Origin of the sequence: Nostoc sp. MS1, from assembly GCF_019976755.1 — a bacterium.
Classification (GTDB): domain Bacteria; phylum Cyanobacteriota; class Cyanobacteriia; order Cyanobacteriales; family Nostocaceae; genus Trichormus.
Genome location: NZ_AP023441.1, coordinates 4,785,537 through 4,799,444, shown reverse-complemented (window position 1 = coordinate 4,799,444; position 13,908 = coordinate 4,785,537). Strand labels below are relative to the sequence as shown.

Below are 13,908 nucleotides of genomic sequence, written 5' to 3'. Positions count from 1 at the left end.
AAAAAACTAGAAGTTTTTTTCAAAATATGGGTGAAAAGCCAACAATAGCAATTTCTCACTTGGGCTGTGAGAAAAATCGAATTGATACCGAACACATGTTAGGGCTGCTAGTACAAGCAGGCTATGGTGTAGATACAAATGAAGAGTTAGCCGATTACGTAATTGTCAATACGTGTAGTTTTATTGAAGCCGCTAGAGAAGAATCTGTTAGAACTTTAGTAGAACTGGCTGAAGCCAATAAAAAAATTGTCATTACAGGCTGTATGGCGCAGCACTTCCAAGCGCAATTATTGGAAGAATTGCCAGAAGCAGTTGCAGTAGTTGGCACAGGGGACTACCATAAGATAGTTAACGTAATTGAAAGAGCAGAGCAAGGCGAGCGCTTAACGCTAGTTAGTGCCGAACCTACTTATATTGCTGATGAAACTACACCCCGCTACCGGACTACTACCGAAGGTGTTGCTTACCTGCGAGTAGCCGAAGGGTGTGATTACCGTTGTGCATTTTGCATAATTCCCCACTTACGCGGGAACCAGCGATCGCGTACAATAGAATCTATAGTGGCTGAAGCAGAGCAGCTAGTTGCTCAAGGGGTACAAGAGATTATTCTCATTTCCCAAATCACCACAAACTATGGTTTGGATATATATGGTAAGCCGAAACTAGCCGAATTACTGCGGGCTTTAGGGAAAGTTAATGTACCCTGGATCAGGATGCACTACGCCTATCCCACGGGATTAACCCCGGATGTCATAGCGGCAATTCAAGAAACGCCGAATGTGTTACCATATCTAGATTTGCCCCTACAACATTCTCATCCCGAAGTTCTCCGTTCCATGAACCGTCCCTGGCAAGGGCGAGTCAACGATGAAATTATCGAGCGCCTCAAGATAGCCATTCCAGGTGCTGTGTTACGGACAACATTTATAGTAGGCTTCCCTGGAGAAACAGAAGCACAATTTGAGCATTTACTACAGTTCGTCCAACGGCATGAGTTTGACCATGTGGGCGTGTTTACCTTCTCAAGAGAAGAAGGAACCCCCGCTTACAAGCTACCCGACCAACTGCCCCAAGAGGTGATGGATGAACGCCGCGATCGCCTCATGGCACTCCAGCAACCTATTTCTTGGCGCAAAAACCAGCAGGAAGTCGGCAAAACCGTTGAAGTCCTGATTGAACAAGAAAATCCTGAAAATGGGAAATTAATCGGTCGTTCCGGTAGATTTTCCCCAGAAGTTGATGGTCAGGTCTACATTGATGGCGTGGCGAAGTTAGGAACTATCGTCCCTGTGAAGATTCACAGCGCGGATGAGTATGACCTATTTGGTCAAGTCAGTCAAAACTGACGACTAATCCACACGCAAGTTTCAATTTACAAATCTTAAAACAAGAAAACAAAATCTAGGAGAATTGATGAATTTTACGTTTCAAGAACTAGGAATTTCCCAAGACCGTGTAGAACACTTAGAAAAACTAGGTTTTACCGCACCGACAAACATTCAAGCCCAAGCTATTCCTCAACTGTTGTCAGGGCGTGATGTAGTAGGTCAATCACAAACTGGTACAGGGAAAACAGCCGCGTTCTCACTGCCAATATTAGAACGGTTAGACGTTAACCAAAAAGCAGTACAAGCCATAGTTTTAACCCCAACCCGTGAATTAGCGATTCAGGTTCACGACGCAATGGCGCAATTTGTTGGTAACAGTGGATTACGAGCGTTGGCAATTTACGGAGGTCAATCAATTGACCGCCAAATCTTACAACTCAAGCGCGGCGTGCAACTCGTAGTTGGTACACCAGGACGGGTAATTGACTTACTAGAACGGGGTTGTCTGAAGCTAGACCAAGTTAAATGGTTCGTACTGGATGAAGCCGATGAAATGTTAAGCATGGGCTTTATCGACGATGTAGAGAAAATTCTCTCTCAAGCACCCCAAGACAGACAGACAGCTTTGTTCTCTGCTACCATGCCACCATCAATTCGGATGTTGGTCAACAAGTTTTTGCGATCGCCCGTTACTGTCACCGTTGAGCAACCCAAAGCTACACCCAATAAAATCAATCAAGTAGCTTATCTCATCCCCCGTCACTGGACAAAAGCCAAAGCCTTACAGCCAATTCTGGAAATGGAAGACCCAGAAACAGCTTTAATCTTTGTTCGTACCAGACGCACAGCAGCCGAACTCACCAGTCAACTACAAGCAGCTGGTCACAGTGTAGATGAATATCACGGCGACTTGTCCCAACAAGCAAGGGAACGGTTATTAACTCGCTTCCGTAATCGTCAAGTACGCTGGGTAGTAGCAACAGACATCGCAGCGCGTGGTTTGGACGTTGACCAACTATCTCACGTTATCAACTACGACTTACCTGATAGCGTCGAAACCTACGTTCACAGAATTGGTCGTACTGGTCGCGCTGGTAAAGAAGGTACAGCAATCACCTTAGTACAACCCTTTGAGCGTCGCAAACAGCAAATCTTTGAACGCCACGTTCGTCAAAATTGGCAATTGCTTTCCATCCCCACAAGGGCGCAAATCGAAGCACGCCACATTTTGAAACTGCAAGAACAAGTCAGAGAAGCTTTAGCAGGTGAACGTTTAGCTTCGTTCTTACCTATAGTCAGCGAATTGATTGAGAAATATGATGCTCAAGCGATCGCCGCCGCCGCCCTGCAAATCGCTTACGATCAAACTCGTCCCGCTTGGTTAAGCACCGAAATCGACGTTCCCGAAGAAGTTGTATCTAGCCCCAAACCCAAACTCACGAAGCGTCGTAGTGAATCTGGTGACAGAGGCCGCAACTGGAACAAATCAGAAAATAACGGTGACGAAGAAAGACGCGGTACTCCCAAACCAAAGTTACGCGGTGGTAGCCGTCGTGAATCTTCCGTTACACCAGCTAATCCCAAGTTAGGTTCACCTGCTGCTAGAGAGTCTGCTTCTTAGTCATTAGTCAGTGACTAAATACGGCTAATACCAATTCTGCAAAATTCAACAACAGATGCAAATTCCAAAACACTCATAACATCTGTTTTTTGAATTTTGAATTTTGAATTTTGAATTGGTATAACTGTTGTGATCAGCTTGTAGGAACATGGATGTAAATAGATTGCTTCTATTCTTATGTTCACAATCTCAGATTTAGAGCAGCTACAAGCTGAACATCCAGAATGGCAGATGGAACTAGTGGACGGTAATATCCTGGTTATAGGGCCATCCGATTATATTTCAGAATAAATAGGCGCTAAGTTAATTCGATTGCTAAAAAACTGGGTTCGTCTATGTAAGTTAGGACGAGTAACTGGTTCTAGCGCTGGTTTTATTCTGCCAAGACTGGAAACGGAAGACAATGAAGCTGATGTAGAAAAGCTTAATCTCCGCGCTCCTGATGTATCCTTTGTGCGTGCGGAGAAATCAAAAATTAGTAAAAGAGATTTTGTTGAGCTAGTACCCGACTTGATTGTAGACATTAAATCCAAAAGCGATCGCATCAAGCCGCTAGTAGAAAAAATTAAATTATTTTTATTTATATTGCGATGATACGTATTATGGTTAAGCGACTCGCATAATTTTTGACCCGCTTCGACTTTTAAAACATCCTCTGATATTTCTATACAACTCGGCTGGGTAAAATCTTTCCTGTCAAGCTAAACTTCACATTCTAAACTACTATACACTACAATGTAGTATATAGTAGTTTTCGATGAAAGATATGAACGCTGAACCAACATCATATTATTTAATTGTTGATTTAGAAGCAACTTGCTCAGATGATGGTAGCATTCCTCGGCACGAAATGGAAATTATAGAAATTGGTGCAGTGATGCTCAATAGAAAAACATGGGTAATTGATGCAGAATTTCAGCAATTTATTCAACCAGTCAGAAATCCGCAACTCACGAAATTTTGTACGGAATTAACTAGTATTCGTCAAGAAGATGTTGACAAAGCACCAATATTTGTAGAAGCAATTTCTCGTTTTCAGAAGTGGATATATCCATCATTTAATAATCATATATTTTGCTCTTGGGGAGATTATGATAAAAATCAATTTATCCAAGATTGCAAGTTTCATCATGTACCATATCCTTTTACATCAGAACACATAAATATCAAGAAAGAATTTTCAGAATATCTAGGCGTATCAAAAAGGTTTGGTATGGCACAAGCACTTAATCATCTGGGAATGGAACTGATAGGTACACACCATCGGGGCATAGATGACGCTCGTAATATTGCTGCTATCTATAAATATATGAAAACCCAAAAAGCAAGCTGAAGCATTTGTGATAATGACAAGCTACACTGCATATTAAGTGAAAGGCTAACTTAATTGCAGAATCAAAAATAAAATGCAGCTACTACCTAACTTACTTAATAAACCCACTTTTCTGCAAAGACTCCAATGGGTGCTTGACCCTGTAGGATATATGGAGAGTGCAGCACAGCAATATCCTGATATTTTTACTGCTCAGATTATTGGTTTTGGGAATCAGCTTGCCTTTGTCAACCATCCTCAAACAATACAAGAGATTTTAACTAACGATCGCAAAAAGTTCGCAGCTCTTGGTGAAGAAAATAGAATTTTAGAACCATTGATAGGAGAGCGTTCTGTCATTATGCTTGAAGGCGATCGCCATAGAAAACGGCGGCAATTAGTTATGCCATCTTTTCACGGCGATCGGATGCGGAGTTATGGCGACTTAATCCGCAATATTACAAAAAAAGTTTGGGAGCAATTACCCACAAATCAAGTATTTACTGCACGTAACGTCACCCAAGATATTTCCTTACAAGTCATCTTACAGACTGTATTTGGTGTACATGAGGGAGAAAAAAGCCAACAACTGAAGCAAAAAATGTCTGTGATGGCTGATTTATTTCGTTCACCCTATACTTCTAGTTTTTTGTTTTTCCCGGCTTTACAAAAAGATTTAGGTGCTTGGAGTCCTTGGGGTAAGTTTATCCGCGATCGCCAGCAACTTGATCAATTAATCTACGCAGAAATTGCTGAACGTCGAGGAGAAAATAACCCAAATCGGATTGATATTCTTTCCTTACTCATGTCATCACAGGATGAAGCCGGTAATCCCATGACAGATCAAGAGTTGCGGGATGAGTTGATGACACTATTGTTTGCTGGCTATGAAACCACAGCAACAGCAATGGCTTGGGCATTATATCTAATTCACCAAAACCCCCAAGTTCTAGAAAAACTACTAGCAGAATTAGATACCCTTGGTGAATCACCAGATCCAATGACTATTTTCCGCTTACCTTATCTCACGGCTGTATGTAATGAAACCTTGCGTTTCCGTCCCGTGGCAATGTTAACATTTCCGCGCGTAGTCCAAGAACCAGTGGAAATGTTGGGACATAGCTTAGAACCAGGTACAATCCTTTGTGGTTGTATATATCTAGTCCACCAAAGAGAAGATATATATCCCCAAGCCAAGCAATTTAAACCAGAACGTTTTCTAGAACGTCAATATTCACCTTACGAATTTATCCCCTTTGGTGGCGGTGTTCGACGCTGTTTAGGTGAAGCTTTGGCTGTATTTGAAATGAAGCTTGTATTAGCGACTATCTTAACAAACTACCAGCTTGCAATAGCTGATAGTCAACCAGAACTACCTCGTCGTCGGGGAGTAACCTTAGCACCAGCCCGTGGTGTCAAGATGATGATTACAGAAAAACGCGCTCCTAAAGAGTCTCGCATTATGGCGACTGTGTAATAGCTGTAAAAAGGGATGGGAAAGATGAGGGAGAGTAACTATTAACTGTTGACTATGGACTATGGACTGTGGACTAATGACTAATGACTAAACTGAGTTATTTATGACATTGGCGTTAGGCATGGTTGAAGTTTACGGTGTTCCCACAGCCATAGAAGTAGGGGATGCGATGTGTAAAGCTGCCCGTGTAACTTTGGTAGGCTACGAAAATACAGACTTGGGAAGAATTACCGTATTAATTCGCGGCGAAGTAGGCGAGGTAAATGTAGCCGTCACAGCCGGACTAGAATCTGTGCAGCGAGTCAATGGCGGTGAATTACTTTCTCATCACATCATCCCCCGCCCCCACGAAAACTTAGAATATGCTTTACCAATTCACCACAGCGCTAACGTGAATAACTTTAGTGCTGATATCCGCTTCCCTCCGCCTTTGTCAGCTTGAGTGCTGAGGAAGCGTAACTATGGACTAATGACTATGGACTGTTGACTAATGACTAATGACTATGGACTAATGACTACTCGAATGCAGGCGGTACAGTCGCCGATTATTCCTGTTGTGGGTGAGTTGATTAAAAACTCACCTGGGACTATTTCTTTGGGACAGGGTGTGGTTTCTTATAGTCCACCACCGGAAGCTGTTGAGCTTTTACCTCAATTCTTGAGTGATCCTGCAAATAATTTATATAAAGCTGTTGAGGGTATTCCTCCTCTTTTAAATGCTTTGACAGAAAAATTGTCAAGATTTAATGGGGTTGACATTACTAACAATAACTGCATCGTGGTAACGGCTGGAAGTAATATGGCGTATGTGAACGCTATCCTCGCAATTACTTCTCCTGGCGATGAAATTATTCTCAATACGCCTTACTACTTCAATCATGAGATGGCGATCGCAATGGCTGGTTGTTGTGCTGTGTTGGTAGAAACCGATGAAAATTATCAATTGCGTCCAGAGGCGATCGCTCAAGCCATTACACCTAAAACACGGGCTGTAGTGACTATCTCCCCAAATAATCCCACAGGCGTTGTTTATTCTGAAGATTTATTACGCCATGTAAACCAAGTTTGCGCGGATTATGGCATCTATCACATTAGCGATGAAGCCTACGAATACTTTACTTACGATGGTGTAAAACACGTTTCTCCGGCATCGTTTGCGGGTAATAGTGAATACACGATTTCTCTCTACAGTCTTTCTAAAGCCTACGGTTTTGCCAGTTGGCGAATTGGTTACATGGTGATCCCCAAACATCTGCTTGTGGCGATTAAAAAAGTCCAGGACACAATTTTGATTTGTCCACCTGTAGTTTCCCAGTATGCGGCTTTAGGCGCATTGCAAGCAAAGCCAGAGTATTTACAAGAGCATATTGGTGCGATTGCTCAAGTCCGAGAAGTAGTAATTTACTACCTCAAACAACTCCAAGGTTTATGTACTATTACACCAGCCAATGGTGCTTTTTACTTCTTTTTGAAAGTGCATACAAACATTGATGCTTTTGAATTAGTTAAACGCCTAATTCAAGAATATAAAGTGGCTGTTATTCCTGGGACAACTTTTGGAATGGAGAATGGTTGTTATTTGCGGGTAGCCTATGGTGCATTGCAAAAAGATACGGTAACAGAAGGTATTGACAGATTAGTACAAGGATTGAAAACAATTGTTGGTACTTAATAATGAGAGAATAATTGAAGTATTTAAAGCTGAAAATTTCTATGCCTATTATTCATAAAATCCTGGAAATTGAAACAGAGCCAGGAATTAATATTTACAACATCACACCCCAAATTAAATATTTTTTAGCTGATACTCAAATTCAAAATGGGCAGGTTTTAGTATTTTCTCGGCATACTACAACTGCCTTAGCAATTAATGAAGATGAAGTGAGATTATTAGAAGATATAAAAGTGTTCTTACGCAAACTAGCACCAGAATCAGACCGCTATCTACACAACGATTTACATTTAAGAGTTGTGCCAGAAGATGAGCCAATAAATGCTCATTCTCACTTGATGGCAATGATGCTGAACAATAGTGAAATTATTCCTGTAGTAGAGGGGCAATTAGGTTTAGGAACTTGGCAATCTGTATTGTTCTTTGACTTAGATGGGCCACGTAAAAGGACTGTATTTTTGCAAGTGACTGGGGAATGACTTAGAGGGCGTTACAATAGTACATAGGAACTATTTGAACTTAGTTTATCTTCTTTAGAAGCAAAACTTAACACAGATGCAAGCAAACACTATTTTCCACAGGTATCCGCCCTTTGGTAGACTTAAAAACTGAAATGGCTTGAAAAAATGACGCAAAGTCAAGCAGTTGAGAGGGCGACTCTGTGGAAAATACACTTGGATTAGAGATTATTGAGGTAGTTGAGCAAGCCGCGATCGCATCTGCGAAGTGGATGGGTAAAGGCGAAAAGAATACTGCTGACCAGGTAGCAGTAGAAGCAATGCGCGAACGCATGAACAAAATTTACATGCGCGGTCGCATTGTCATCGGTGAAGGGGAACGCGACGACGCGCCCATGCTGTACATCGGTGAAGAAGTCGGTATCTGTACCCAAGAAAATGCTACAGAATTATGTAACCCCGATGAATTAGTCGAAATTGACATCGCTGTTGACCCCTGCGAAGGTACAAACCTTGTAGCTTACGGTCAACCAGGCTCAATGGCTGTTCTGGCTATTTCCGAAAAAGGTGGTTTATTTGCAGCACCCGACTTCTACATGAAGAAATTAGCAGCACCACCAGCAGCTAAAGGCAAAGTAGACATCAACAAATCAGCAACGGAAAACCTCAAGATTCTTTCTGAGTGTCTAGACCGGGCGATTGACGAACTAGTAGTAATCGTCATGAAGCGCGATCGCCATAACGATTTAATCAAAGAAATCCGTGATGCGGGTGCAAGAGTACAGCTGATTTCCGACGGTGACGTAGGTGCAGCAATATCTTGTGGTTTTGCTGGTACTAATGTTCATGCGCTCATGGGTATTGGTGCAGCACCCGAAGGTGTGATTTCCGCAGCCGCCATGCGTGCTTTAGGCGGACACTTCCAAGGTCAATTGATCTATGATCCAGAAATAGTCAAGACGGGCTTAATTGGGGAAAGCAAACAAGCCAACATTGACCGATTGACATCTATGGGTATCAATGACCCTGATAAAGTTTACGATGCTCATGAACTCGCATCAGGAGAAACCGTTCTCTTCGCAGCTTGCGGTATTACCTCTGGTAATCTCATGCAAGGTGTACGCTTCTTCCAAGGCGGTGCTAGAACTCAAAGCTTGGTTATTTCCAGTCAGTCTCAAACTGCTCGCTTTGTGGACACCATTCACATGGCTGGACAGCCTAAGACTGTGCAACTGCACTAAGAGTTAGGGAGTAGGGAGTAGGGAGTAGGGAGTAGGGTAGCAGAGGATTAGGGTAGCAGGGTAGCAGAGGGTAAAGCCTTTAATCTTTACTCTTTTCCCTTTCCCTTTCACTCTTTCCCTCATCTTCCCCACTCCCAACTCCCGACTCCCCACTCCCCATTAAATAACCCATTACTAAACTACCGATAAGAAATGAATATTGCAGTGGTGGGGTTAAGCCATAAAACAGCCCCAGTTGAAATTCGGGAAAAGCTGAGTATTCCAGAACCACAAACAGAAAGTGCGATCGCACAACTCACTAGCTATCCCCATATTGATGAAGTCGCCATTCTCAGCACTTGTAACAGGTTAGAAATTTACATCGTTGCTGAAGAAACAGATCATGGGATTCGGGAAGTAACTCAGTTTCTTTCCGAACACAGTAAATTGCCTGTGCATTCTTTACGTCAACACTTGTTCGTGTTGTTACACGAAGATGCAGTCATGCACGTTATGCGGGTAGCGGCTGGATTAGATAGCCTCGTACTTGGTGAGGGACAAATTCTGGCTCAGGTGAAAAATACTCACAAACTGGGGCAGCAATATAACGGTATAAAAACAATTCTGAATCGATTATTTAAACAAGCAATTACAGCAGGTAAGCGAGTGCGTACCGAAACTAGCATTGGTACTGGTGCAGTTTCGATCAGTTCCGCAGCCGTTGAGTTAGCGCAGATAAAAGCCCAAAATTTAGCAGCTTGCCGAGTAGCAATCCTTGGTGCTGGTAAAATGTCTAGGCTGTTAGTACAACACTTAGTTTCTAAGGGTGCTACACAAATTAGTATAGTCAATCGCTCACGCGATCGCGCCCAAGAATTGGCACAGCAGTTTTCCGAACATCCCATCCGCACACATTTGATGTCCGAGATGATGACGGTAATTGCCGAAGCAGATATTGTCTTCACCAGCACCTCGGCTACAGAGCCAATACTTGACCGCGCAAAATTAGAAATGGTTTTAGCGCCAAACCAGCCTCTCATGCTGTTTGACATTTCCGTACCCCGTAACGTCCATGTGGATGTGAACGAACTCGTACATGTCAAAGCCTTCAACGTGGATGATTTAAAGGCTGTAGTAGCCCAAAACTACGAAAGCCGCAGAAAGATGGCTCAAGAAGCTGAACGTCTATTAGAAGAGGAAATCGAAGCTTTTGACGTTTGGTGGCGCAGTTTGGAAACTGTTTCTACAATTAGCAGCCTCCGCAGCAAAATCGAAACCATCCGCGAACAAGAACTAGAAAAAGCCTTGTCAAGACTAGGTTCAGAATTTGGCGACAAACACCAAGAAGTGATCGAAGCCTTAACAAGGGGTATCGTTAACAAAATTTTACACGATCCAATGGTGCAGTTACGAGCGCAGCAGGATGTAGAAGCGAGAAGACGCTGTATGCAAACCCTGCAAATGTTGTTCAACCTAGATGTAGGTGAACAGTTTAGTTAATTAGGGTTGAGGGAGAATATCCTTGCTTATCTCTCTGTTAGCTGTGTGACTTTATAGCTCAATAATATTTGAACTACAGAGGCACAGAGAACACAGAGAGGTAAGAACATTATTCACCTGAATAAAGCCTCTGCGTTCCTCCGCGCTAACCTCCGCGCCCCTCCGCGTTAAAAAAACCTCTCCCTACCTAGTCCTCAATAACTGGACAAAAGTATTACTCACCGTATTATCCTTAGTATCCGCAGCATATTGAATCAACTTTTCCCGCAATTCCTTAGCTGCATCTAACGGAAGTAAAGTTGCTAACAAGAAGTAAACACCACGAAAACGCGGATCACCCATTCTATCTACTAATAGTGCTTCCGCTTCATCACTTTCGCCGAGAAAGTTCTGCACTAAGAAGAAGTCCATAATTTTATCGTGACGGAAATACCATTCTTTCTTAGCTTCGCCTTTTTCGTCTAACCATTGACGGCTGACTACCATTTTGTATTTCTCACTTTCTAGACACATGACTACTTGGTAAAACTCATCCACAGGTAAAGCTCGTTTGTCTTGGATTCGCATTTGGTAGACGGCGGCGGAGAATTTCTTTAAGGGAAATTCTTGTTTCCATTCATTGAGGTATTCGTCCGCCATCAGTTTGTATTGCTGTTCTTGAAGGCGGAATAAGTTGGGATATTCACCTTGTGATAGCATCAAAGCTACCAGCGTCAGATCCATTGGATTAGAAAGAATACGGCTGGCTGCTTCTAATTCTTCCTTTGGTTGCTGGGAATCGAGGGCTTGTGTGAGGTAGCAGGAGCAGGCTTTTTGGTAATCAGCTCCTTGAATTTTGGCATCTTTAGGGATTCGCCGTTGACGGGAGTGCAAAAACTCTTCAATTTGGGTTTGTTCAAGGGGCTGCAAGTAATATGTTTTTGCTGTTGAAGGTGGTGTCCACTCTAGGGACTGAGTAGTCATAATAATGTTGCCGCGAAAATAGCTTTCGACAAACTGGCAGATTTTCGCCCTAGTATCGGCGGTGACTTCGTTGAGTCCATCGATGCAGATATCTATTGCACCACTGTAAATGAGGTTTTTGAGGAAGTTTGCATCTTGGGCTTGCCCATGTAGCTTTTCTTGAATGGCTTCTATTACGCCTTGATCACATTTATGAGCGGGGAGGAAAACGACAATACGCTGAGATTTTTTTAAAAGATGGCGCAAAAACATCGACTTGCCTAAGCCGGAATCACCTTCTAAGATAATTTGTCCTTGAATTTTGGGTAGGGCTGCGGTGACAGGGAGAATTTCTCCTGTAACGGGAACTTTGACTTTAGACTGGGGGAAATATGATTGCTCATAAAAGTTATCTAACCCAGCATCGGCTGAGAGGGAAGGCTTGAAAGGTTCAAATAATTTGCGACGGAAAAAGGGAACCCAGGTGAGGAGAAAGCCGACGTAGCCCACGCCTAAGATGCGGCGTACCCAAGGGTTCCAGAAGAAGATGGCTTGGACTTGGGGAAATTTAGGATAAGCAAAAATGAGGGCAAGCCAAAAGGTTATGTGAGCGATGATGGTGTTTTGAGCTTTGAAAAACCACTGCCAATATTCCACATTATTAATTACTGACTGTAGTGCATCGGCGTAAGTGGACTTAACGTGTTTGAGGTTTTCGCGGTGATATTCCAGTAATTGAATATCCTGGGCTTTCCAAATAATTTGTTTGTTGGCTGCAACTTCAGAAATTTGCTGTGCTAGTTCTCTTCGCAGTTCTATCAGAGAATCACAATCTTTCCACGCTTCCTTAAAAGCTTCCATTGCTTGTACTCCCTCGTCATGGGTCAGTTTTTCTGGTGGCGCTTTCGGTTTACCAACCCATTGCATAAGAGTTTCTACTTGTGGTTTACCAGCTGCCAAAAAATGAGCTAAAAACCTGAGTTGACCAATCTCAGATGGATAATAATGAACTGAATCTAGAATCTGCATAATAACAGGCAAATCTTGTTGCCCTAGTTTGATGAGTGCCTCTGCTGCTGCACTACGGACATTAGTGTCAGAATCTTTGAGTAGCAGGACAAGTTGTGGAACTTGTTCCTTGGCCTGCATCTGCCCAAGTGCCTGTACTACTGCACTACGGACAAGGTAGTTAGAATCTTTGAGCAGCAGGACAAGTTGTGGAACTTGTTCCTTGACTTGCATCTGCCCTAGCGCTTGTACTGCTGCATAACGGATAAAGTAGTTAGAATCTTTGAGCAGCAGGACAAGTTGTGGAATTTGTTCCTTAGCTTGCATTTGCCCTAGCGCTTGTACTGCTGCATAACGGACAAAGTAGTTAGGATCTTTGAGCAGAAGGACAAGTTGTGGAATTTGCTCCTTGGCTTGCATCTTCCCTAGTGCCTCTGCTGCTGCGTAACTAACACTAAATTCAGAATCTTTGAGCAGCAGGACAAGTTGTGGTGCTTGTTCCTTAGCCTGCATCTGCCCTAGCGCTTGTACTGCTGCACTACGGATATTACTGTCAGCATTTTTGAGTAACAGGACAAGTTGTGGAACTTGTTCCTTGGCCTGCATCTGCCCTAGCGCCTGTATTGCTGCATAACGGACATTAGCGTCAGAATCTTTGAGCAGCAGGACAAGTTGTGGAACTTGTTCCTTGGCCTGCATCTGCCCTAGCGCCTGTATTGCTGCATAACGGACATTATTGTCAGAATCTTTGAGCAGCAGGACAAGTTGTGGAATTTGTTCCTTGGCTTGCACCTGCCCTAGTGCCTCTACTGCTGCACTACGGACATTACTGTCAGAATCTTTGAGCAGCAGGACAAGTTGTGGTGCTTGTTCCTTGGCCTGCATCTGCCCTAGTGCCTGTGCTGCTGTATAACGGACACTACTGTCAGAATCTTTGAGCAGCAGGACAAGTTGTGGTGCTTGTTCCTTGACTTGCATCTGCCCTAGTGCCTGTGCTGCTGTACTCCGGGAAACGGCTGAATCTTTGTCCTGCAACTGTTGAGTAAACTGTTTTACAAGTTCATCATATTTTTTGATCTGAAGTTTAGGGTTATTTAGCTGATACTCTTGTAAATTTCCCGTTGCTTTAGCCCTAACTTCCGGTATTGGGTCTTTTAGGGCTGCTACGATACCGTTAATTTGCCACACTTCCGGCTGGGGCTTGGGTTGTTCTTTGGCACTTGCCCAAGTCAGGCAGAGGAGGAAGGAAAGGATGAAAGCTAAAGGATAAAGAATAAAAGGGGAGAACCTGCCGATACGGCAAAGACTTGACAGCATATCTTAAGCAAGGTGGCAGATGGCACAGGTTTACACGTATACTATCAAGCTGA

10 protein-coding genes and 1 pseudogene are annotated in these 13,908 nt (G+C 43.1%); 10 read left to right on the top strand and 1 reads right to left on the bottom strand.

The window, feature by feature from the left end:
- The first annotated feature begins 26 nt into the window (after positions 1 to 26).
- The 10 genes and pseudogenes from rimO to NSMS1_RS20775 all read left to right on the top strand — a co-directional run bounded on the left by rimO (position 27) and on the right by NSMS1_RS20775 (position 10,588).
- The gene (gene rimO / locus NSMS1_RS20820; RefSeq protein WP_224086652.1) at positions 27 to 1,346 is read left to right on the top strand and encodes a 30S ribosomal protein S12 methylthiotransferase RimO; all 1,320 of its coding nucleotides are present in this window, start codon (positions 27 to 29) and stop codon (positions 1,344 to 1,346) included.
- A gap of 67 nt (positions 1,347 to 1,413) precedes the next feature.
- A complete protein-coding gene (locus NSMS1_RS20815) occupies positions 1,414 to 2,949 on the top strand; it encodes a DEAD/DEAH box helicase (protein ID WP_224086651.1) in 1,536 nt (511 codons plus the stop codon).
- Between the two features lie 291 nt (positions 2,950 to 3,240).
- Positions 3,241 to 3,528: pseudogene (locus tag NSMS1_RS20810) on the top strand (Uma2 family endonuclease); the annotation flags it as partial.
- A gap of 178 nt (positions 3,529 to 3,706) precedes the next feature.
- Positions 3,707 to 4,282 carry a 3'-5' exonuclease gene (locus NSMS1_RS20805; protein ID WP_224086650.1) on the top strand — a complete coding sequence of 192 codons (576 nt, stop codon included), beginning with the start codon at positions 3,707 to 3,709 and terminating at the stop codon, positions 4,280 to 4,282.
- A gap of 73 nt (positions 4,283 to 4,355) precedes the next feature.
- A complete protein-coding gene (locus tag NSMS1_RS20800) occupies positions 4,356 to 5,738 on the top strand; it encodes a cytochrome P450 (RefSeq protein WP_224086649.1) in 1,383 nt (460 codons plus the stop codon).
- A 103-nt stretch (positions 5,739 to 5,841) separates the two neighbouring features.
- Positions 5,842 to 6,180 carry a carbon dioxide-concentrating mechanism protein CcmK gene (locus tag NSMS1_RS20795; protein WP_224086648.1) on the top strand — a complete coding sequence of 113 codons (339 nt, stop codon included), beginning with the start codon at positions 5,842 to 5,844 and terminating at the stop codon, positions 6,178 to 6,180.
- 48 nt (positions 6,181 to 6,228) lie between these two features.
- Positions 6,229 to 7,410 carry a pyridoxal phosphate-dependent aminotransferase gene (locus tag NSMS1_RS20790; protein ID WP_224086647.1) on the top strand — a complete coding sequence of 394 codons (1,182 nt, stop codon included), beginning with the start codon at positions 6,229 to 6,231 and terminating at the stop codon, positions 7,408 to 7,410.
- A gap of 41 nt (positions 7,411 to 7,451) precedes the next feature.
- The gene (locus tag NSMS1_RS20785; RefSeq protein ID WP_224086646.1) at positions 7,452 to 7,889 is read left to right on the top strand and encodes a secondary thiamine-phosphate synthase enzyme YjbQ; all 438 of its coding nucleotides are present in this window, start codon (positions 7,452 to 7,454) and stop codon (positions 7,887 to 7,889) included.
- Between the two features lie 182 nt (positions 7,890 to 8,071).
- Positions 8,072 to 9,109 (top strand): class II fructose-bisphosphatase, encoded by a 1,038-nt coding sequence (gene glpX, locus NSMS1_RS20780; protein WP_224086645.1) that lies wholly within the window; start codon positions 8,072 to 8,074, stop codon positions 9,107 to 9,109.
- A 192-nt stretch (positions 9,110 to 9,301) separates the two neighbouring features.
- Entirely contained in the window at positions 9,302 to 10,588 is a 1,287-nt protein-coding gene (locus tag NSMS1_RS20775) for a glutamyl-tRNA reductase (protein WP_224086644.1), read from the top strand.
- Between the two features lie 183 nt (positions 10,589 to 10,771).
- On the opposite strand, the gene NSMS1_RS20770 is transcribed toward NSMS1_RS20775, so the two are convergent.
- Complete coding sequence (locus NSMS1_RS20770; protein WP_224086643.1) at positions 10,772 to 13,855, bottom strand: sister chromatid cohesion protein PDS5; 3,084 nt, start codon at positions 13,853 to 13,855, stop codon at positions 10,772 to 10,774.
- Between the last annotated feature and the right edge of the window lie 53 nt (positions 13,856 to 13,908).